The sequence below is a fragment of the Dyella marensis genome (assembly GCF_049532885.1).
GTDB lineage: Bacteria > Pseudomonadota > Gammaproteobacteria > Xanthomonadales > Rhodanobacteraceae > Dyella_D > Dyella_D marensis.
Genome location: NZ_CP064029.1, coordinates 3304469 through 3323879, shown reverse-complemented (window position 1 = coordinate 3323879; position 19411 = coordinate 3304469). Strand labels below are relative to the sequence as shown.

17 protein-coding genes are annotated in these 19411 nt (G+C 62.2%); 2 read left to right on the top strand and 15 right to left on the bottom strand.

Translation table 11 applies throughout. The features are described 5' to 3' along the window. Window positions 1-280: 280 nt before the first annotated feature. Entirely contained in the window at window positions 281-694 is a 414-nt protein-coding gene (locus tag ISN75_RS14245; RefSeq protein WP_343818783.1) for a lysozyme, read from the bottom strand. Window positions 695-779: 85 nt separating this feature from the next. Here ISN75_RS14245 and ISN75_RS14240 point away from each other — a divergent pair, with 85 nt between their 5' ends. Continuing rightward, the gene (locus ISN75_RS14240) at window positions 780-1451 is read left to right on the top strand and encodes a serine protease (RefSeq protein WP_343818785.1); all 672 of its coding nucleotides are present in this window, start codon (window positions 780-782) and stop codon (window positions 1449-1451) included. Window positions 1452-1466: 15 nt separating this feature from the next. Here ISN75_RS14240 and terL read toward each other — a convergent pair whose 3' ends face one another. After that, the gene (gene terL, locus ISN75_RS14235; RefSeq protein WP_343818787.1) at window positions 1467-3128 is read right to left on the bottom strand and encodes a phage terminase large subunit; all 1662 of its coding nucleotides are present in this window, start codon (window positions 3126-3128) and stop codon (window positions 1467-1469) included. A 43-nt stretch (window positions 3129-3171) separates the two neighbouring features. Between terL and ISN75_RS14230 the strand changes: the two genes are divergently transcribed. Next, window positions 3172-3843, top strand: coding sequence for a hypothetical protein (locus ISN75_RS14230; RefSeq protein WP_343818788.1), 672 nt, complete (start codon window positions 3172-3174; stop codon window positions 3841-3843). Here the strand turns inward: ISN75_RS14230 and ISN75_RS14225 are convergent. From ISN75_RS14225 to ISN75_RS14165, 13 genes are all read right to left on the bottom strand, one after another. Further along, window positions 3840-4079 carry a hypothetical protein gene (locus ISN75_RS14225; RefSeq protein WP_343818789.1) on the bottom strand — a complete coding sequence of 80 codons (240 nt, stop codon included), beginning with the start codon at window positions 4077-4079 and terminating at the stop codon, window positions 3840-3842. The genes ISN75_RS14230 and ISN75_RS14225 overlap by 4 nt on opposite strands. Then, window positions 4066-4350 (bottom strand): hypothetical protein, encoded by a 285-nt coding sequence (locus tag ISN75_RS14220; RefSeq protein WP_343818790.1) that lies wholly within the window; start codon window positions 4348-4350, stop codon window positions 4066-4068. Before ISN75_RS14220 ends, ISN75_RS14225 begins: the two co-directional genes overlap by 14 nt. A gap of 9 nt (window positions 4351-4359) precedes the next feature. Then, complete coding sequence (locus ISN75_RS14215) at window positions 4360-4722, bottom strand: hypothetical protein (RefSeq protein WP_343818791.1); 363 nt, start codon at window positions 4720-4722, stop codon at window positions 4360-4362. A gap of 84 nt (window positions 4723-4806) precedes the next feature. Beyond that, window positions 4807-6504, bottom strand: a complete 1698-nt coding sequence (locus ISN75_RS14210; protein WP_343818792.1) for a pyocin knob domain-containing protein — start codon at window positions 6502-6504, stop codon at window positions 4807-4809. Window positions 6505-6602: 98 nt separating this feature from the next. Further along, entirely contained in the window at window positions 6603-8435 is a 1833-nt protein-coding gene (locus ISN75_RS14205; RefSeq protein WP_343818793.1) for a phage tail fiber protein, read from the bottom strand. Window positions 8436-8444: 9 nt separating this feature from the next. Further along, on the bottom strand, window positions 8445-11627 hold the full coding sequence (locus ISN75_RS14200) for a hypothetical protein (RefSeq protein ID WP_343818794.1): 3183 nt from the start codon (window positions 11625-11627) through the stop codon (window positions 8445-8447). Between the two features lie 8 nt (window positions 11628-11635). After that, complete coding sequence (locus tag ISN75_RS14195) at window positions 11636-13963, bottom strand: hypothetical protein (protein WP_343818795.1); 2328 nt, start codon at window positions 13961-13963, stop codon at window positions 11636-11638. 8 nt (window positions 13964-13971) lie between these two features. Next, a complete protein-coding gene (locus tag ISN75_RS14190; protein ID WP_343818796.1) occupies window positions 13972-14400 on the bottom strand; it encodes a virion core protein, T7 gp14 family in 429 nt (142 codons plus the stop codon). Beyond that, on the bottom strand, window positions 14385-14852 hold the full coding sequence (locus ISN75_RS14185; RefSeq protein ID WP_343818798.1) for a hypothetical protein: 468 nt from the start codon (window positions 14850-14852) through the stop codon (window positions 14385-14387). The genes ISN75_RS14190 and ISN75_RS14185 overlap by 16 nt, the downstream gene beginning before the upstream one ends. Continuing rightward, entirely contained in the window at window positions 14849-16969 is a 2121-nt protein-coding gene (locus ISN75_RS14180) for a hypothetical protein (protein ID WP_343818800.1), read from the bottom strand. Before ISN75_RS14180 ends, ISN75_RS14185 begins: the two co-directional genes overlap by 4 nt. Beyond that, a complete protein-coding gene (locus tag ISN75_RS14175; RefSeq protein ID WP_343818802.1) occupies window positions 16969-17553 on the bottom strand; it encodes a hypothetical protein in 585 nt (194 codons plus the stop codon). Before ISN75_RS14175 ends, ISN75_RS14180 begins: the two co-directional genes overlap by 1 nt. A 66-nt stretch (window positions 17554-17619) precedes the next feature. Continuing rightward, complete coding sequence (locus tag ISN75_RS14170) at window positions 17620-18564, bottom strand: phage capsid protein (protein ID WP_343818804.1); 945 nt, start codon at window positions 18562-18564, stop codon at window positions 17620-17622. Window positions 18565-18646: 82 nt separating this feature from the next. Further along, a complete protein-coding gene (locus ISN75_RS14165; RefSeq protein ID WP_343818806.1) occupies window positions 18647-19408 on the bottom strand; it encodes a capsid assembly protein in 762 nt (253 codons plus the stop codon). Window positions 19409-19411: the final 3 nt, after the last annotated feature.

Below are 19411 nucleotides of genomic sequence, written 5' to 3'. Positions count from 1 at the left end.
AACACCGATCTTAGTCGAAATATCAGGGAGTGCGCGGCTGTAACTCTGAGGCATGGCTCCCGAATAGGTAGCTTCGCGGCGGTGCAGGTTGTAGCCAAAAAAGAGATCCCTGAATGAGGCGGCTCTTTGAAGCCTCTCGTGCTGGATGAATGTCTGGTTTGGGTCGGAAGCAGGCCTTTTCCGAAATATATCCGCAAAGGCTCTTCCGCGCCGAGATCGTCAGCAGGCAGGTGATCTGCGCCTACCTGGGCGATGTTCAACCCGAGCGAAACCGCGGCCATCACACCACCGAGTTCCAGAGGAGCAGCTCGGCTTCACGGCGATTCGCTAGACCCTGAGATACGAGCTTCTGGCCGTCGATGGTTACCTTGTTCCACAAGCGCCAAGCGGCCGGTACGGCATCGAACTTCAACTCATTGATGACGCGGCGGACCGTGGAAGTGCGGAAGTTGCCGGAGCCGATGTTGAACACCAAGGCCACCAGGGCGTCGAACTGAGGGCCACCAAGTGGGACGTCGATGCCTGAGGCGACAGCCTGGGCTACGGACTGTACGTCTTGTGCCAAGAGGCGGCGGGACTCCACTCGGGAAATGGTCATCCCTGGTTTGACTTCGAGGCCGGCGTGGCCGACACCGATGGTCCAGATGCCCGCTACGTCCTTATAGGCGGTCAGGCGCTCCCCTTCGGCTTCCACGAGGAAAGCTTCGAGGCGCGGGGTGAGTTGGTAGGATATTGCGGCTCCTTTTGGGGCGATCAATTGAGAGGGGCAGGGAAATCCAATGTCACCAGTTACAAGAGGCATCCTCAGCCGAGTCTTCTTTATCAAGGCAGCGAAGTACGGAACTGCCTTCACTCTCGATGTTGGTGGCGAGGAGTATCTCGTTACCGCGCGCCATCTCTTTGATTTGGCGGTGGACAATCGGGAGGTTCTGCTATTTCGCAACAAGCAGTGGATGCCGCACGAACTGAGGGGGCTGATCTTCAGCAGAAGCGAAGCCGACATTGCTGTGATGCGTCTACAACAACGGCTGACCCACGCCGACTTTGTTGTAAATCCCACGACTCAGGGCATGGTTCTTGGGCAAGATATATATATTCTTGGCTTCCCGCATCTTATGCACACGGACGTTGGAGACCTGCTCGGTGGGAACCCCGCTCCTTTGGTAAAACGAGGTACTGCTTCCAACATCGGAGGAGGTGACCCCGAGGTGTTTTACGTAGACACTCTGTCCAATGTGGGCTTTTCAGGCGGGCCATTGGTTTTTAGTGCGCCGAGCAGTCCTGGAGACGTGCGCATCGCCGGGGTGATCTCGGGTTTTAAGACATACCATGAGCCAGTGATCGGTAAGGATGGAAAGCCCACGGGGGATATTGTGGAGCTGAACACTGGCTTGTTGATGGCGTACGGAATCAAACACGCTCTCGGCCTCATTGAACGAATGCCTAAATAGCAACGTGCAGTGCTTTCAGTAGTTGTCGTAGTAGTTATCGCGTGGACGGCTTAAGCCGAACACCGACTCCTCGAATTTCCGCAGCTCCAGCTCGAAAAGCTCCTCGGCCCGTTTGTCTTCCTCTTGGGTGACATCGCGGTCGAGGTAGTCGGTCCAGAACTTCACAGCTAATGCCAGGGCATCCAATCGGTCGTCGTGACGTAGTGCGCCGCGATCCCGCGTGATGCGTGTGAGCTGATAGAACAACTGGTACTGCGAGTCGTCCTTCTGATCCGCGCGGAGTAGTGCGGCGTCCACCACAAGCCTGTGCTGGTTCATCACCGGCTCCAGGGTGTCGATGATGCGACGCTCCTTCTGCCCGATGCTACGGACCTCCTCGATGGCGCAGGGGTATATCCGGCGAAGCACGGGCTCCAACAGCTTCACGAACATGCCGTCGCCGAAGTTCGATTCGACCAGGATGGTCTTGACCTTCTCGGCTCGGGCTACGTGAGCGATCTGCTCCAGCGTCTCGTCCGAGTAGCCACCCTTGAGCCCCCCGGCGCGCCGCAGGAACACCATGCCGCGCAGTAGCTTGGTCACCGCGTAACCCGTCTCATCCCCGCCGCGTCCGGAAGGATCGATGGACATCACCGATCCGGTGAACTCCTCGACGTCCTTGGCGACGTACATGGGGCGATGCAGGCGGTCGCCAGTGAACCCCACGGACGGGATGTCCTGGAGCACGTACTCGGGACCGGAAGACCACATGATGCGGATCGGGGCGGCTTCGCGATCCACGTCCATCACCAACAAGTCCGTCAGCTTGAGCGGGTAGCGCTCCGCATCGGACAGCGTGGTGTCGAGCATGAACTGGAGCATGAAGCCCGAGCGTCCATAGGACGCCTCTCGCTTCAGTAGATCTTCCTCATGGAACCGCGTGGGCTCCACGGGACTCCAGGGCGGACCTCGGCCGTCCTCGAAGGCTTCTGCGATGAACGGAGCGAGCCTCCCCAGGTATTGGAGGTAGTGCTTCTGGTCCTTGGGGTAACGTGCGGGCCAGACGCGAATCTCGTAGCCGCGGGCGGGAAGGAGGTTGTAGATCGACTCCTCGGTCTGAGGCGTGCCGAGATAGATGATCTCGGAGGACGCCAGAGGTTTGAGGATCGCGTCGAACTCCTTGATGAGTTCTGCGAGCTTCTCTCTCTGCGTGACCGTGGCCGAGTTCTTCACCACCTCCACGTCGTCGGCAATGATGGTGTCCGCGCGGGAGCCGGTGAGCTGACCAGTGATACCCACGGACTTTACCGAGGGGGACTGGTCGGGCAGGGCGGGGCCAACGTCGAAGGCGAGGTTGGAGTTTCGCTGGTCGCCGCGTGGCTTCAGATGGGCCAGCTCAGGAACGGTTTCGATCAGGCGCTTCACGAAGATCGAGAAGGCGTCTGCGCGGTCCTTGGAGGCGGACACAACGAGAATCTTGTGCTGAGGGTCTTTCCACAGCAGCCAGCACACGTAGGCCGCTGTAAGCCAGGACTTACCGATACCTCGGAACGCTTCAATCACTCGGCGCCGAGGGCCGTGTTGCAGATACGACGATATGTCGTACTGAACAGGAGTGGGCGCCGGGAGGTTGAGGTGCTTCCAGATGTGGAAGACGAGGTTTCGGAAGTCGAGGAACGGGTGATCCCGTTCTGTCATTTAGTGCAGAATCGCCTTATCGGGACTTATTGGGGAGGGGGAAATGGACGGTCAGACATCAGAAGTAAAGAAGGCGAGCGTCGCGGAGCTTTACGGCCGTCTGCACGCGTTAGACAAAGAGCGCGGTCCTAGATCAGCCAAGTGGAGCCGAGTCGCGTTGCGAGTGTTGGCTATTCTTATGGCGGCTTTGGTGGTTCTGGCCGCGCTTTCTTGGGTGATCATTCCAACCGGAATGCCTTACCTGGTGCGATCCCTCGGCGTTCTTTCCGCCGCTGTCTACATCGTTTGCGGATTTATAGCCCTGACATTCCTGATTCGTGGAGTCCCCCGCGCATGGTCGCCGTTCAAGTATCACGCCAAAGATATTGACGATCAGCTGGACCGCGAAAGAGGACTGATATCATTATTTAGTCAATGCGGAATCAACGATCTGAAAGAAGTGGCCGGACGTATTGAGGTCGAGCTTAAGATAGTCACTCGAAGAATGAATACATTCACTGTGGCCGTGGGACTTACATCGGTTTGTCTCGTCGTTATCTCGAAAGGGCCGAAAAACATCGTGCCCTTTGTGATGGATGATTCGACGCTTGCTCTACTACTCGGCTTGCTTGTAGTGCTAGTCGCCTTTCTCGTTACGATGCTCATGTCTATGGCGGCTCAGCTAGAAAGGATGTCCTTCATTCTTGCGAGAGCCGCTGAGGTGCCGAGGGGCTAGTTGATCGAGTCACCCTGCGGATCGAAGGGGTACTCACTGAGCTTGTTGGTGAGCTTGCTCATCGGGCTTCCAGGAGATGGCAGGGCTTCGATGCCATTGTCCTTCACAAACTGACGGGCAACGTTGAGTATCGCAGCGAGCCCCTTCTCGCCGGCAGGCATCGCTTCGATGCTCTCAGTGAGCTTCTCGGCGATAGCGGTGTGAAGGGCGTTGAGGGCCTCCTTACTGGCCGCCACTGGAGCCCCCTAGGACGCGCTGGAACAGCCGCTCAAGGGCCGAGGTGCCCAAAGAGCTGAGGATGCATGCGAGGCCCACCAGGGCCGGCAAGGGCATCGCGGGGAACACGATCAGGGCGAAGCCCGCGGAGGCGCCCAGGGCACCGTTGAGGATGGAGCGAGCGATGGCGAGGCGCCAGTCGAAAGGTTTGCCCTTAGCCAACACCTGGGCGAAGCCGATGGCGGCGCCGAACAGAAGCGGGAAGGCAATGAGCTTGGTGTCGTTGTGCATGTCTTTGGGTTATTGGAGGCCCTGACTGAAGGCCGTGAAGTCCGCCGTGGCGGACGTGATGCCGTCCGAGACGGTCCAGCGGAAGACCGCGCTAGCAGTGAGGCCAGATGTGCTTCCACTGGTGGCCCGAATCTGAGCGCTGCTTCCGTCGCCCACTTGGTTGGCGGTGATCTGCGTCGATCCGGAAATACGGGCGATGGAGAAGGTCAACGGCGCGCGTCCTCCAGTGACCAGAGGCGCAGAGTTGCCGATGGTGAAGGTGCCCTTGCCTGGCGACATTCCGGAGATGGTGCTTGCCGAGATGCTTAGCGGCGTATAGGCCGTCCACGCCAGAAACCAGCCGCCATTCTCGCGGCGATAGATGTTCTGCACGTCGGCCCAGCCGCCACCTGCGCGGCGGCGGACAACAGAAGGAACGGCCCAGCCGCCCCCTTGTCTACGTAGGATTCCCACGGCTCACCAAATCCAAAGGTCGCCGTCTTGGGCCTGGCCGCCAGGATCGCCGCCCTGGACATAGACGCGTGGGTATTCGACCCAGGCAGTGCCATTGGCGGCAAGTGTCTGTGATCGGTTATAGGATCGAATCGCGCCGTCGACTCGAAAGATACCACCCTCATTGTTGAGGTTCGGTCCTCCCATGATCTTCACACCGGCAGCGCTAATGGCAATTCGTTCGGTCACTCCCTGCCCGGGGCTTCCGGTGCCCATGTGCAACCAGCCATCTCCCGTCATCCAGATGCGACCTTGAGAGCCGCTGTCAACGAGACCAATCCCCCCGCCGTAGCTACCAGAGACCGTAAGGGCAGTGTTGTACTCAGCGACGCCTGGGTTCCCGTCCCCGCTAAAGCGGAGGCGACCGGTCCATGCACCCCATGTGCCGCCGGACTTGTGCCGGCGATATCGAACGGATTCTGCGGGAGCTGTGAAGTCCCATAGCTCCTGCTGAATCCAGTCGTCGTTGTGCTTCGTCACTCGTCCGAAGTACCAGCCCGTAGAGGGCGCATTGGACGCATTCGACGCCATGTACCAGCCGTTGGTGTCGGCGCTGTTCCAGTCGGTGATGATCGTCCCCGTCACGCTGAGGGAAGAGCGTGCGTCCAGCTTGGTGGCCGGATTGAAGTTCGCTGTCGTCCAGATATTTCCGCCACTAGACAGCGTTGCGTTCCAGCTCCCTTGCGCGTTAACGAACGAGAAGTTCCCGCCAGTTTTGTAGAGGTAGGAGTCACCGGAGCCGAAGTAAAGCACGCCATCGGTCGCGACTCCGTTCCACCCGCTCAATCGGAACGAGTTATTGCTGATAACTACAGGGCCAGTGAAAACAGGAGCGTCGGTCGAAGCCTTGGCGCCGAGTGCGCTTTGAAGACCGCCAATGTCGGAGAGGCTCAGGGTAACCGCGCCGATCTTTCCAGCCACACTCGTGACGAGCTGCTGATTGTCGATACGGTCCCAGGCCGTGCCGTCGTAGACGGCCATGTCGCCGGAGACGTAGCTCATACCGCCCACGGTGCCGCCCTTCGAAATGAAGTAGAAGTCACCGAGCTTCGGGGAGGACGGCAGGGTGCCCAGTGAGGCGTCCCAGGAGCCACGGTAGATCACGGCGCCGATGGCCGTGAGGCGCGCCTGTTCGGCCCAATGAAAGGCCGAGTAGTGCCCCGGGGTAACCTGGATGTTGACCGCTGCGTTCGCGAACTGGTCCGCAAGGTTCATGCTGGACTCGGCGGAATCCTTGTAGGTCTTCGCCGCCTCCGCGGAGAAGCCAGCGCTGTCCTTGGACGCGGATGCGGCGGAGGCGCTGCTGCTGGCCGATGTCTCCGATGTTTTCGATGCGGTGGCGGAACCTGAGGCTGACGTTGCTGACGCGGAAGCCTCTGCGGCCCTCCGCGTGGCAACCGATGCCGCCGACGCCGCTGACGCCGCGTCGCCCACAATAGACGCCGCAGAGGCAGCAGCAGCGTCGGCGGCGTGCTGGGCATCCGACGCAAAGTTCGCTGCTTGCGACACGAGCGTTCTGGTTTGTGCGACAGCGCCCGTCAGGTCGTTGACGAGATCGCTGACGTCCTTCTGAAGCTGGGGGAAGGAGGGAAGCGAGTGGTTGTTGCCGATAGCGTCCGTGATGACGACCGTTCCAGAAGGCTTCGACAGGAGATCGATCATCTGGTACTCGCGGGTGTCCCAGCGGTCCACGAGGGCCGATAGGCGCGCAGCCAGGTCAGCGTTGCTGACATAGCCGGGGGTTTCGTTGGTTGCGATGCTTACCTCAATCCGAATGCGTAGCCGGTGATCCGGCTGAGATGGAATGCGTAGTCTCGATTGCCGCCAGAACTCGTGCGGACGCGATAGGTGCTATCGCCCGATGTGGCACCGTCGATGTGCATGACCGTGCTGATGATGGAGTCCCCGGATCGCAGGTAGTAGTTCTGTGATTTGAGGGTGACCCAATTCCCGCCGACCAGGCGCTCGAAGCTCACGACACCGTTGCAGGGATCGCCTGCGGAGTTGTACATGCTCAGTTCGAGAAAGATGATGGGCATCTGCACTTCGCCGAGGCGTACCGGCGACGTCAGAACGAAGTTCGGAGAGACCGCCCCTTGGGCGTCCATATTGCCTTCCCAGCTCCAGGTAGCGGACTGCTGGAGGGTGCCGATCATGTTCTGCGCTTGGATGGTGCCGGCGAACTTGGCGTTGCCGCTTCGGTCCATGGCGAACACAGCGTTGTTCCAGTTCTTGACGCCTGAGCCCACCCACAAGGGATAGGCATCGCCAGGGTTGTTCGTCATCTCCACGCGGAACTCGGTGGGGTTGATGATGCCCCCGTTGGCATCGAGCTGGAAGGTGCGAAAAGTGCCGCCGTTGACTTCGCCCATGTTGGCGGTCAGGGCCGCAAGCGAGTTGACTTTGATCTTGTTGGCCGTGATCGAACCGTCCACGACGAGCTGACCTTGGATGCCCACGGTGCTCACACCGCCGACCGTGCCAATGACGAAGGGATACTTGATCTGCTGCACGCCGCCGTTGCTGGTGTACGTGGGAGACACAAAGGCAAACCTGTCGGCCATCACCACGAAGTTGGAGCCCGTTTGCGAATCGACGCCGAGGCCGATGCCGGCGATCACAGGTGTTCCATCGACCTTTCCGCCATTGATGCGAACCGTCCAGTTCGCGGACCACTTGCCATCCGGGTCAGCCGCGCCCGCGGCCATGGCCTCGAAGCGCTGCTGGAGGTGGGCGAAATTGCCATTGGCAAACGCCTTGACCTCTTGCTGGGACACGCTCTGCGCGTAGTCCTTGGTCGCATAGGTGGTCTGGAGGCTCGTGTTGATCGCCTGCGTCTTGGCGTCGAACTCGGACTTGGCCTGCGTGATCGCCGTGGTGCGTGCCTCGATTTCGTTGGCGACCGACTGGCGGATATCCAGGATGTCCGCAGAGTGCCCGCCGAACTTTGCATAGATGTCGGTGATCTGCATCGCCATTGCCTGGGTGTCATCCACCAGGGTAGTGATGTGGGTTTCCACCCCTGCGAATCGCGCCAGGTCTTTGTGGCGGTTGGCGAGGGACAGGTCGCTCCGTAGAACCTCCTGCAGAAGGGTGTTCGCGTTAGCGTCGATCTCGCCGATGCGCCCGATGAGGAGCTGCATCACGGGCGACTGGAGGAGCTGGTCGATGATCTGCTGGATCGGTAGCGAGGGATTGCTTCCGCCCGGGTTGGGCCAACCAGAGCCACCGCCGGGCAGTCCGTGGCCGCCATAGGTGCCGAAGTCGATCTGCTCCTGGACGATGTAGAGGAGCTGGCGGGCATTGAGGTTAACGTCGGCAGCGGGAAGCTGCGCGCCGTCCTTGACCGTGACCATCATGCGGTCTCGCGGGGAGAATCGGCGGAGGGTGACCAAAATGCCTTCGGGCACCGCGTGGGCCAGTTGAATCTCGGTGGGGCCAAGCCACTTTAAGCTTTGCTCCACGGCATCCCCCACATCCCCTGCGAACACCCGGATGTCATCCGAGTGCAGGTAGGGGAAGGGGATGGTGTACGAGGCTCCGGCCTTCGCCGTGTACATGACGAAGGAGTAGCCCCGTGCCAGTTCTGCCATGTCTCTCCGTTAGTTGGCGGTGTCGGGGAACTGCTTTGCGAACTCGTTGATGCCGTTGCGGACGCCCAGCATGTTCTGGAACCACACCAGCTTGAAGACGTCCTTGACGTCCTTCTTGGTGACAGAGCCGTTGGCGATCTTCCCTGGAAGCCCTGCGAGGGCGTAGAGGGACTGGGCGGTGCTCAGGGTAGGAATGCCCGCCACGCCGGTATCCAGGCCGGTACCTCGGCCATGATCGAAGAACCCGCGATCCTCACCGCCGAGCAACTGACGGACGTGGAGGTCTCGTGCCACGGTGTCGACCATCATGGGTAGGATCGACGAGTAGGCCGCCTGCTGGAACGCCTGCTTGCCCAGCTCACCGGGGTCAAGGAGCTTCTCGCGCATCTCCGGGTCACCCACGGTATTCACGTAGTTCCTGGCGGCCATGCCGATGCCCGCGAAGAAGGTGGAGCCGACCCACATCTTGGCGGTCTGCCAATCGTGCATGTGCAGCCCGTTGAGTAGCGAGCGCTCGTACGAGCTGGTCATGAAGGACCGGAACTGCCAGAAGATCTTGCCGATGGACGAGTGCATGATCTGAGCGGTGTCGGACACGTCGCCTTCCGTCACGGCCCTCCGCGTCACGCGCCACATGTAGGCTGAGTAGGACGCGCGCTCGTCCGGCGTCCAATTGTTCCAGTCCGCCGCGACGTCGTCGATCTTCTTCTTACCCCGCAGGCGATTGAATAGCGCCTCCTGCATCCCTTCCGTCAGCCCGTCGTTCCTCAAGCGGTACACCTGGGTCTTGGTGAGCTTGGCGTAGTTGGCCAACTGGAGGGTCTTTGCGGCCACCGCTCGGGCGGCCAGGCGTTGCAGGTAGGTCTGTACGGGTGTCATGAAGGAGGCGATGCCGGCGACGCGCTTGGCATAGGCCATCGTGTTCTCCAGGCCATTGAGCGTGCGGTCCATGGCGGAGGCCGTATGGCCGCCATAGGAGACCCCTTCGTCAATCCGCAGGTACGGTTGGTTTCGCAGGTAGTCCGTGCCGGGCGCGATGATGTCCTCCAGCCAGCGCGCCTCATTGAGCGACAACTCGCCCGACTGCATGCGACGAAGCATCGCGCGGGAACCCGGGATGGCCGAGAGGGTATTGCGGAACCCCGCGGCGCCCACGGTGGTCCCCAGGCCCTCGATCATCGAGAAGCCGACCTGGAGCATCGTCGTCAAGTAGTTCTGGCTGCGCAGAATGCGGGACGCGCGGGACAGCATGGCGTGCGGCTGGTCTTCGGTGGAGCGGCCGAGGATGCTGTTGGTCACGATGTCCAGCTTGCGGGCGATGTCGCCACTGCCGGACTTGACCGATTCCTGGTTGAGGAACTGCTTGTACTCCTCCAGGCGCTTCGGCGTGCCGACGTCTGCCTTCTTCTTCAGGGCGGCCCACCCTGACATCTCGCGGATGTACTCGGAGGTCAGCTTGTCCACGTTGTTCTCCAACAGGTCCGCGATGGAGACCCGGTGGATGTTGCCCAGCTCGTCGCTGAGGTCCGTCGCGAACGACTCGTCCATGACGATACGCTGTTTGGCGTGGCTGTGGACAGACGCCTCGGCTTCCTGCGTGCGGAGCTTCTCCACCAATGCGGCGGCTTCCTTGTTCGACTTACCGGCTTCGGTGAGGAGCTGCTCCACGGTATCTACGTCGCGCGCATGAAAGCCGCCGTGCGGTACCGCCGTTTCGGCCATGGTGGCCTTGTCGTAACCGCGACGTGCCCACGCTTCGGCCACGATGCGGCCGTAGTCGTCGTCCAGGGGGAGCCCTGCGGCGGAGCGTCCGGCCTTGATCGCCGGAGCGATGAGGTCGTTTACCACATCGGCGAAGCGAAGCCCTTTGGTTTGGAGGACATCGATCCACCCTTTCGCGGAGTGGACGCGCGGTAGCCAGTTCTGGTGCGGAGGCGTGGGGCTCTCGAAGCCTTCGACACCGGCCGCGTGGAGTTCGTCCCACACGGACCGGGTGGCGCGGTTCACCGCGTCGCGTACCCCCGCGGCTTCGGCCGACGCGTTGAACGTCGGGTCACGCATCGCGCGCCCAGCCTGTTCCATGAACTCGGCTTTGCCGTAGTCGAACCGCATGCCGTTGGCTTTCTTGTACTCCTCCCACATCGGCTCAAGCTGCCGCCGGAACTTGGTCTCGATGGTGTCCCGCAGGCGCAGGCTCATCTCGGATGCCGACTCCTCGACTGCGACGTTCTTGTCCTTGTAGCCGAGACCGTCACGCAGGAGCTTCTTGGACTCATTGCTTACCGCGCCGGACTTGTTGGCGCCGAGCTTGGCGGCCAGAGAAGCACGCGCCGAGGCCCACTTGGTTTCCTTGGCGGCGCCCGTGGTGGCCGAATCGTCCACGATGGACTGCTGCCAGTCCTTGGTGAGGACGTCGGGGCCATCCATGGTGTCCACGAAGGAACCCTTCACACGGGCCGCGCCCAGGCTGTCGGCGGTGGGCGAGGGGTTCACACGGTCCCGTGCGATGTCGTTCGCTGCCTTCGCCATGGCACCTACTTCGCCCTGACGGAATCCGAGGACGCCACCCAGGCCAAAGGAGAGGGCGCCGGCCGCCGCGATATCGCTGCCGCCGATGGAGGGGTTGTACGAGGAGGAGAGGGCCTCGGATGCGGAGCCTTGGCCGGCGTTGACCAGGCCAGCGCGGAGCGCGTTGGTGAGGCGTGTACCCTTCGAGGTCACAGCCAGAGGCGCCAGGGCAGCACCCACCGCGAACTCGATGGGATCAGTCGCGCCGGCTGCGAGGTTTCCCAGGAAGCCGAACTGCGCCACGGTGTGCTGGGCGTCGGTGTTCTGCCGCGCGTACGGATACAGCGCGTCCATGTGGGCCGCCGATACCGCTTTATACGCCAGAGGCATCTGGTCGTCAGCGATGCCGAGGCGGCGCCACTCGGCCATCTTCTCCTCGAAGGGTTTGCCTACGAAGGTCGGGTCGACCTCGAACTTCCGCGACTCCCACGCCCTGTCGATCCAGCCGATCTTGCCGGTGGCCGCATGGGCGCCGATCAACTCGCCGAAGGACGTGGCGTCCTTTTCATGCTTCGCTTGCTCGTCAGCGACGAGGCGTTGGTGCTCGGACTGGAGGGCTGTGGGTTGGCCGACGGTGGGAACAAGGGGAACGGTGGAAGCCGGGATGTTCTGGTAGTCGGCCATTGGTCCTGTTACTTGGTGGAGTTGATGAAGTCCGTGAAGGACTGAGAGGCACGCTCAGGCGCCGTGAGGAATGCGCGCGCCTTCGTTCGCTGCTCGGGCGTCCGGAGACCCTGCGGAAGGCTCACTTCGTTCCAGCCGTGCATGTAGTTGTCGACGGCGCCGCGGGGAATCTCATCGAGATGCTTGAGCTTGTCCTCGGTCGTACCGAAGTCCAGGCCGAACTGCTTGATGCCCTGACGGGTGACGATGTCCCGCTCGGCCTCCTGCTTCTTCCAGGCGCCGAACTTCGACGCGGTATCGGAAGCGACGACCTCGACGAGGCGCGCTTCTTTGGTGTGCTTGCCCGTGGCCGGGTCGGTCACGGTGACCTCCTCGGTCAGCGGCATCCGCACGTTCCCGTGCATGGAGAACAGGAGCCACTTGTTCGGCGCGTTGGGGGAAGGGGCAAACCCCACGGTGTCCTCCGGATCAACGATCTTGTCTTTGACCAACTGCGCCTTCTTCTCCCTGCCCAAGGCGGTCATTGCTTCGCCGACCGTCTTGGCCTGGTCCGCGGTGTACGCGGTGCCGAACGTCGGTTCGTAGCGGTCACCCACCTGGACATGGTTGGCCTTGAACAGCGTCATGGCGTGCTCGATGGCACCGTTCGGGTCGCCATGGAACTGACCGTTGTTGATCGCATCGGTCGCGTACTGGAGGACAGCAGTCTCCACATAGCCCGGATTGGCGACCTTCGTGGAGCCATGGGGAGATAGCGACAGCCACGCGCTGTCCTCGAAGTCCTTGGGGAGCTTGCTGTCGAGCTTCTTCTTCACCTGGTTACGCTGTTCGGCGAGCACCTCAGGCGACACTTCCTTGGCCGCCGTGGCGGCAGCAAGGGCCTGCTGGGGATTCGCGTGGTACAGCGATACCTGGCGGTCGTACATCTGATAGGCGGCGAGCGTCTTGGGCTCCATGTTTGCTTCGGTCCAGCCGGGCGCCACGTTTTGCGACATCTTGTAGAGCTGGTAGCCCATCTCGAAGCGGGCTGGGTTCGCGGTGTCGGCTAGGCCCGTCGTGATCCGCTGGAAGCCGTCGCTCTTGGCGTTGTTGCGCGCCGCGGCCAGGAGGAACTGTTTGGAGCCAGTAAAGTCCTTGGAGGCGATGGAGGATGCGAGGGAGTCTTGGAGAGCCTTCTCACCAGCCGCATTGACCTTCGACGCTCCGAGCTGCTCTACATGGATCGGATCGCCATTTAGGTAGGCCATGCGGAGGGCTGCGTCGTCCTGATCCTTCTTGGTCTTCTCAGCGGCCTTCTGCTGCGCCTCACGGTTTCGATTGTGGAGCGTTGCTGCCCACTCAGGACTCATCTTGAACCGCGCGCGGTACAGCTCAATCTCCTTGTCTCCTAGCCCGCCCACGTCCGCCTTATCGTTGAGGTAGAACAGGGACTTGGTGAGCTGCCCTTCCTGGGCCTCCCGCTGTTCCTTCTCCTGGAGCGAACGCCCCTGCTTGGCGGCCGTATCGATCTGTTCGCGGTAGATGTCGTGGAGGACGCGCCCGCCGGCACCGAACTGACCGTCCAGGGTCTTGAGGGTCTGGTCAATGTTGACCTTGCCCGACGACAGGGCAGCGATGGCTGCCTTGGCGGTGATGTCGTCGCGCTCGTAGTCGTGGAGGCCCGAGAGGTCGGCCTGCTGCTGCCATTGCTGGAGCATCTCCGGCGTGAGCGCCTGCGCTTTGGTCATCTCGCCAACAAGGATCGCCTGGTGGTTCTCCTCATCGCGCTTCAGCGACTCCGTGATGGAGTGCTTGGCGTAGTCGATCTTCCACTCGGGCTGCGCCTTGGCGACAGCCGTCATGAACGACTTGCGCGACTCCTCGGGCATCTCGTTGTTCTGGACGTACTCCAGTGCTTTCGACTGGATGTACTCGTTGATGTCCGTGCCGGGTTCCAGGCGGGCCAGTTCGGGCTTGAGGTCTTGCTCGAACTGGTAGCGATGACGGAGACCATCGGACTCTTGGTACGCCTGGGTGAACACCTTGCCGTGAGCTTCCAGCTCATCGGCGGTCTTCTGGACGCCAGTGACCGCGGTTTCCGCCGCAGCCGCCTGTCCGTCCTTCTTGTCCTGCGTGTTCTTGGCTTCTTCGTCGCGAATGCGTTGGCGCTCGCCGGCGCGAGATTGCGTGTCGGCCATCTCGCCGGCCACGCGGTTCAACGCGTGGGCGACGGCCCAACCCATGCCACCACGGCCCGCCGAGTCGACGTTCGCGCGGACTTGCAAGGGTACGTTCGCGCTCTGCGAGGAGTCGATAGTCTGGCGAGGGTCGATACGGGTGGTGTCGTTGCGGGGCATGGGTGGTCTCAGGGTTTCTGCTTGGCTCCGGCGCTAGTGGCGGCGACGGATGCCGATTGGACAAGGGAGGCGGCGAGCTGCCCGTTGATTTCCGAGTAGCGCGCGTTGGCCTGCTCTCCGGCTGCGTCGATGCCGTTCTCGCGGTTCTTCTCGATGCGGGATACGTCACGGCTGGCCTGGAACTGGATATCGCTGAGCACAGCGTCGGCGGAGTTACCGCCCACACCCGACTCCGCCGCAGCGGCTCGGGCAGATGCTCGGGCTTCGCGTGCTGCTTTGATGCGGTCCTCCATCTGCGCGGAGGCGTTCTGGTCGACCTGCTTTTGCTGCTGCTTGAGCTGCGCCTCGACCGCGTGTTTGTTCTGGTTGGCCTGATAAAGGCCGACACCAGCCGACACGACGGCCAGGGCGAGAGGGATGGCTACGGGGCCACACATGGGTCTAGGGTTCCGAACTCGATAAAGCGGTGGCCGTTGCGCTCGTGGACTTTCCACGGCTTGAAACCCAGGTGGACGAGCCAGCGCTGAGCGCGGGTGTAACGCGCGTCCACCAGGTTGAACATGCCGAGGTACATGGGTGACCAGGCGGCGATGTAGTGGCGACAAAGGCGGAGGAACTCGCGGCGAATCGCCCCTCGCGGCCCCGTGGAAAGAAACCACGGCGTGCCAAAGCGCGGATCACCGGGGTAGTCCGCCACACCGAACATCGCCTGCACTCGGCCGCCCCAGGACGCCGCATAGACCTCGCGGCAGTTCTCGAAGGAGTACGTCAGGGCTTCGAGGGGCGACTCCCAGCCGTAGGCCAGGAGTTCCTGCACGTCGTCCTCATGAAGCCGGGGGGCGAGATCGTGTAGCGCCTCCAGCGTGGGTGCGTGGATCGTGATGCTCACATGCGGACCTTAGTGGTGTAGAGGGCTTCCCAGGCGGCCGATTGCCACCAACAGGGGTAGGGCGAGTCGCTGTCGAAGGCGATGCGTACATGCTCGGCGTTGGAGGCCACGAGGAACGTGTGCTCGCCGTCGTGGACCTTGGGGACGCTCAGGCGGAACGCCTCGTCGCCCACGGTGCGGCCAGTGAACGTGTGCACCAACTGCGGGACCAGTGTATCGATAGCCTCGGGGCGACCCTTGGGGTACACGAGGCATCGGAAGAACGCGGCGGCAGCGAAGCGCACTGTCATGCGGCGGAGCTGGAGGCGACCGATCAGCTTGGAGATGCCGTTCTGGTCTTTGACATAAGGCTGCGAGAGTGTGACGCGGCGCCGGTAGCGGTAGCCGACCACGACGCGTCCCTGGGCAGCATTACCCTGCAGACGGAGGGTCTGCCCGCCGTTCACCAGCGTGGCCCCCGTGGTTTCCAGGTAGGCACCCGGCGAGGGCCAATCGGTCGTCTTCAGGACTACGAGGTTCTCCAGCGTGGGCAGGATGAATGGCACCGTGATGTCCGTGTAGTTGCCGAAGGGCTGGTACACCGGGGTGACGACCTCGCGCCGATCGAGATGGATATCAAAGTCCGAGGACACCAGCGGGAAGACCGGCGCCTGGGACAGGTCCATCCGCAGCAGCTCCACGCCACCACCCGGTGACTTGGCGATCACATAGAGGTCCGGACCGATGGCGTGCATATGCACGACCGCGCCGGCCGTCTCGATCTTCCAGGGGTGCCACGCTGACTGTTGCTTCTGATCTCCGTTCCACTTGAACTGGTGGACGAACACCTGGGGACCGCTGGGAGCTAGGTGTGAGATCAAGAGGAGGTCCGCGTCGGGAACCGCAGTCATGCAACGGGTGTTGCCGGGCACATAGGCGGGGACATGGGCCGTGACGTTGGCGGCCTCCGGCGTTACCTGCTCATTAGAAACGAAGTATTCGCGCACGGTGGTCCAGGTGCGCTTCGAACTGTCATCGCAGAAGAACAGGCTGGTGCCGGCCATGACCGGCTTGATGGTCGGCGAGACCTCGAACGCGTTCACCAGGTCCACCTTGACGGTCTTGGGGGTGAGCGTGGGGACGCCGCTGAGCTGAAACACGGTCTTGTTGCCCGAGGCGAACAGCAGCAGCACCTTCTGGTAGGAGATCAGATGAGTGATTTCCGACACACCCTCCGAGGGCATCGTGATGTCGATAGTGTCTGAGTCGAGAAGCGAGGTGACCGTGGTCCGCCAGAAGTTGAAGTAGCGGCCGATCTCGGACATCAGCACGTTCTCACCCACGACGATCACGAGACGGTCGCGGTGATAGCCGACGTTGCCGATCCGCTGACCCACCATGGAAGGCAGAGGGACCGACGTCTCGTCGCCCGCTAGGCGCTTCTCGTAGTCGAGAGGCCCGTAGCTGAAGTAGAAGCCATCCGGGTTCACGCTGTCCGGGATTCGCTTCAGCCCATGCGGCATGGACGCGCCATCCAGCGTGGACAGCACCCCCGGTTTGGCAACCTCCTGCCACACTTTGTAACCGGCACCCTGCACGTAGTAGCGGCCGAAACTGCTATCGGCGGCGCCGCGGACCTCGAAGATGGCGGTACCCGAGGAATCTTTCGGGAGGTCTTGGAACGTCTGCACCGACCCGGAGATCACACCCGGCACCTTCTCGCCCGTCATGCGGACGACGACCTCGCGGTTCGCGATGATCGTGTAGTCCTCAATGGTCGTGGCGCGCAGGGAGACATACGGATCGAACTGCGTGTTGAGGTAGGCCCGGCTGGGTTCATCCGCGACCACCAGGTACTCCTTGCCGGTGACGTGATCGAAGACGCGGACGCGGCCTTGGTAGATCACGACCAGGTAGCGCTCGCGGGCGTCACGGACGATGGAGTGGAAGAAGGCGTTGTCGGGGATGTCCGACGCGAGTACCTGAACGAAGGTGGCGGGCGGCCTCGGGCCGGCGCCGCGGGCAGGGCTCAGGTTGCAGTTCATGGCTTCTTCGAGCTGGGACGCTTGGCGAACCGACGCGTCCTGCTGGGAGACCCCGCCAATCATCGACGGGGTGGTTCCGGAGATCAGCGGCATCAGCGCTGCCAGACCTCTTGCACGTCCTGGGAGTCGTTGAACATGTTCCCGCGGGGCTCGTAGAGGCGTTCTTCGTCCAAAAGGATCGACAGCGCGAACCGCTCGTCGTCCTTGGTGTATTTGTAGTTCGCATCGGAGCCGAGCTGGTCCGTCTGGAACTTGGTGACTGCGATGACGGTGATGTACCGACGCGCCGATTCAGGCAGCTTCTCGAAGTCGAATAGCCAGACGACGTTGGCCGTGGGGCCTGCGTCCGGCGTGAAGATGTCGGTCTGGTCCGTGCCGTTCCACAGGAGCCCATTGCGGGGCACGATGCGGCGACCTTCGGCGGTCGAAGGGGTCACGGAAAGAACGTTGGCGGGGAGCACGACTCGACCATCCGCTGCGGGAGTGAAGGAGTAGTCGTAGTCCTTGTTGAAGTACCAGCCACGGGTCAGCAGCTCGCGCCATTTGGTGCGCAAGGTGGTCTGCGCAACGGCCGCGTCGGTGAAGCCGAGATCTTCAAGGGTGTTCACTGGAACCTCGCCGATTGCCTTGAGCATCTCGTTGACGGCTTCCAGTTCGGTGGTCGGCGTGAGTTCCATGGGTTCCTTAGGGGCGAAAAAAACCCGCCACACCGGAGTGACCGATGTGACGGGTAGGGGAGGCGCTTAGGCGACCGCGATTTCCACGGAGCCGTCGCTACGCAGCGGGTCGTGACCCAGCGCGAACTTCGACAGCATCAGGGTGCCCTGACGGCGGACGTCGTAGGCATCCTCGACGGCGAGGTCCAGGAGCTTCAGGGTCGCCACGGCGGACTTGTGGAAGACCACCGAGATCGTCTTGCTGAAGTCGGCACGCCGCGACTGGACGAGGCTGGCGTTCGCCGTGTCGTCCTTGTTCGGCATGTGGTTGGTCTTCAGCAGCGGGATGCGAGCGATCGAGTAGATCACCGCGTCCTTCAGGGAGTCGGCCGACTGTGGGTTGAAGTCGCGGTTGACCAAATCCTTGAGCTGGGTCAGCGCGTACCACTGGACGGGCTTCACCGCGGCCGTGATCTCCTCGTCCGGCACACCCTTCTCATCGAAGTTCTGGCGCGCGGCGCGGATCGCATCTGCGAGCTTCTGCGCATTGGTCGCCATGTCGGTGGCCGTGATAATCATGCCGCCGGGAATGCCGTCCACCGGGCCGGTGGTCTTGCGGGCGGACAGGATCGCGCAGCGCAGTTCGTTGAGCTGCCGCTGTTTCGCCAGCTCGGCGCCCTGCTTCTTGGTGTACTCGCTGCGGACGTCGTAGTGGTTCATCGCCTCGTCGATGTTCGGGATGAACACGTGCGAGATCAGCATCGGATCGAGGTTCACGATCACCTCACCGTGCTGGACGTTCATGCCCGTGATCTCGGTACCCGGTACGTGGTACTCGGAGCCGATGGTGCCGATGGCGGGGAACGACGCCGACTTACCGTGCTGGATGTTGCGCTCGGTCACCTTGCCGGCCAGCTTGTACTCCTCGACGAACGAGGTCAGTACCTCGCCCGCGTACTGCTTCATGAACAGCGCCTTGTCGTCGCCGGTATTCTTTACCTGACCAAGGCGGTTCGGATTGGCGTTAGCCATTAGATGTTGCGTGCTTCCTTGTTGCGTTGAATAGGAGCGCGTCTCGCGACGGGCAGGGTGGTCGGCTCACGCCGATGTGCTTTCAGAACTCGCTTTCGCGCAGGCGATCCAGGACTTCCTGGCGGAACGCCGGGTCGGTCTTGTAGCGTGCGTCGCGCATCGCCGAGGTCACTTCATGCTGGGACTTGAAGGGCTGCACGCCGGTACTTGTGCCGCCGCCTTTCAGCATGGCGCCAGGTGGTGTGCCCCGCTTGGATGCGAAGCGCGAGGCGAGACCCTCGACCGCCAAAGCAGCGACCGCAGGCTTTCCGGAGGTGACCGCGTCGTTGAACGCGACCTTCTCGGCTTTCGACAGGTTGTTTGCTGCCCACTCAATCAGGGCTTGGTAGTTGTCGGCGCCGCCTGCGGCATCGAAGACCGCGGCATCGTAGGCATCGGCCTGGGCCTGCTTGCCGGCGATGTAGGTGTCCACCTCGGTACGTGGGATGCCGGCCTTCGCCAGAGACGCGTAAGTCTCCTCGGAGAGTTGGCCCTTATCGGCGTACTCGGTGTTCAGCGCATCCCAGTCGAGCCCGGCGTTCGAGACGGCGGCCTGTGCGGCCTCGTCGGACGAGCCGTTGTCCGGGATTTCCTTGCTCGGCTTGGCCGACGCACCTTCGGTATCACCCTCGGAGCTGGCGGGCGGCTGCTGGGTGCCCTTCAGGGCTTCATGGGCGGCCACTAGCTCCTCGACGGTCTTGTAACCGCCGAAGGTGGTTTCCTGCTGGGTCGTGGTGGCCTGCTGCTGGCCCGGGTCGGCCGGCGGCTGGTCCGTGGAGAGCGTGATCTGCGACTGTTCGCTCATGGT

Bases quoted from the DNA above. Each gene is read 5' to 3' on its own strand.
- ISN75_RS14180 (WP_343818800.1), bottom strand. From the start codon at position 16,969: ATGCCGCTGATCTCCGGAACCACCCCGTCGATGATTGGCGGGGTCTCC.
- ISN75_RS14165 (WP_343818806.1), bottom strand. From the start codon at position 19,408: ATGAGCGAACAGTCGCAGATCACGCTCTCCACGGACCAGCCGCCGGCC.
- ISN75_RS14170 (WP_343818804.1), bottom strand. From the start codon at position 18,564: ATGGCTAACGCCAATCCGAACCGCCTTGGTCAGGTAAAGAATACCGGC.
- ISN75_RS14175 (WP_343818802.1), bottom strand. From the start codon at position 17,553: ATGGAACTCACGCCGACCACCGAACTGGAAGCCGTCAACGAGATGCTC.
- terL (WP_343818787.1), bottom strand. From the start codon at position 3,128: ATGACAGAACGGGATCACCCGTTCCTCGACTTCCGAAACCTCGTCTTC.
- ISN75_RS14200 (WP_343818794.1), bottom strand. From the start codon at position 11,627: ATGGCCGACTACCAGAACATCCCGGCTTCCACCGTTCCCCTTGTTCCC.
- ISN75_RS14220 (WP_343818790.1), bottom strand. From the start codon at position 4,350: ATGCACAACGACACCAAGCTCATTGCCTTCCCGCTTCTGTTCGGCGCC.
- ISN75_RS14190 (WP_343818796.1), bottom strand. From the start codon at position 14,400: ATGTGTGGCCCCGTAGCCATCCCTCTCGCCCTGGCCGTCGTGTCGGCT.
- ISN75_RS14240 (WP_343818785.1), top strand. From the start codon at position 780: ATGTCACCAGTTACAAGAGGCATCCTCAGCCGAGTCTTCTTTATCAAG.
- ISN75_RS14195 (WP_343818795.1), bottom strand. From the start codon at position 13,963: ATGCCCCGCAACGACACCACCCGTATCGACCCTCGCCAGACTATCGAC.
- ISN75_RS14210 (WP_343818792.1), bottom strand. From the start codon at position 6,504: ATGATCGATCTCCTGTCGAAGCCTTCTGGAACGGTCGTCATCACGGAC.
- ISN75_RS14205 (WP_343818793.1), bottom strand. From the start codon at position 8,435: ATGGCAGAACTGGCACGGGGCTACTCCTTCGTCATGTACACGGCGAAG.
- ISN75_RS14230 (WP_343818788.1), top strand. From the start codon at position 3,172: ATGGACGGTCAGACATCAGAAGTAAAGAAGGCGAGCGTCGCGGAGCTT.